The organism is Aeromonas sp. sif0611 (genome assembly GCF_019218845.1).
In the GTDB taxonomy this organism is placed as follows: Bacteria; Pseudomonadota; Gammaproteobacteria; order Enterobacterales; family Aeromonadaceae; genus Aeromonas; species Aeromonas media.
This window is the reverse complement of record NZ_JAHUWU010000048.1, coordinates 1-287: the sequence shown is the minus strand read 5'-3', so window position 1 is coordinate 287 and position 287 is coordinate 1. Positions and strand designations below refer to the sequence as shown.

At 56.8% G+C, this 287-nt stretch carries 1 rRNA gene; it reads right to left on the bottom strand.

The window, feature by feature from the left end:
- Nucleotides 1-167 precede the first annotated feature (167 nt).
- A 5S ribosomal RNA gene (rrf, locus tag KW824_RS20710) occupies nt 168-282 on the bottom strand.
- Nucleotides 283-287: the final 5 nt, after the last annotated feature.

Sequence of the window (287 nt, the reverse complement as noted above, 5' to 3'; positions counted from 1 at the left end):
AGCGGACGGGACTCGAACCCGCGACCCCCGGCGTGACAGGCCGGTATTCTAACCGACTGAACTACCGCTCCGCTGTCTGGTTAGCTTTTTGCTAAATTGTCTGCCGCTTCATTGAGGTGTCATCCTCGCAGCCGGTTATGTGTTTTCACATCACCGTTTAATTGGGTGCCTGGCAGTGTCCTACTCTCGCATGGCGAATGCCACACTACCATCGGCGCTACCGCGTTTCACTTCTGAGTTCGGCATGGGATCAGGTGGTTCCACGGCGCTATGGCCGCCAGGCAAAA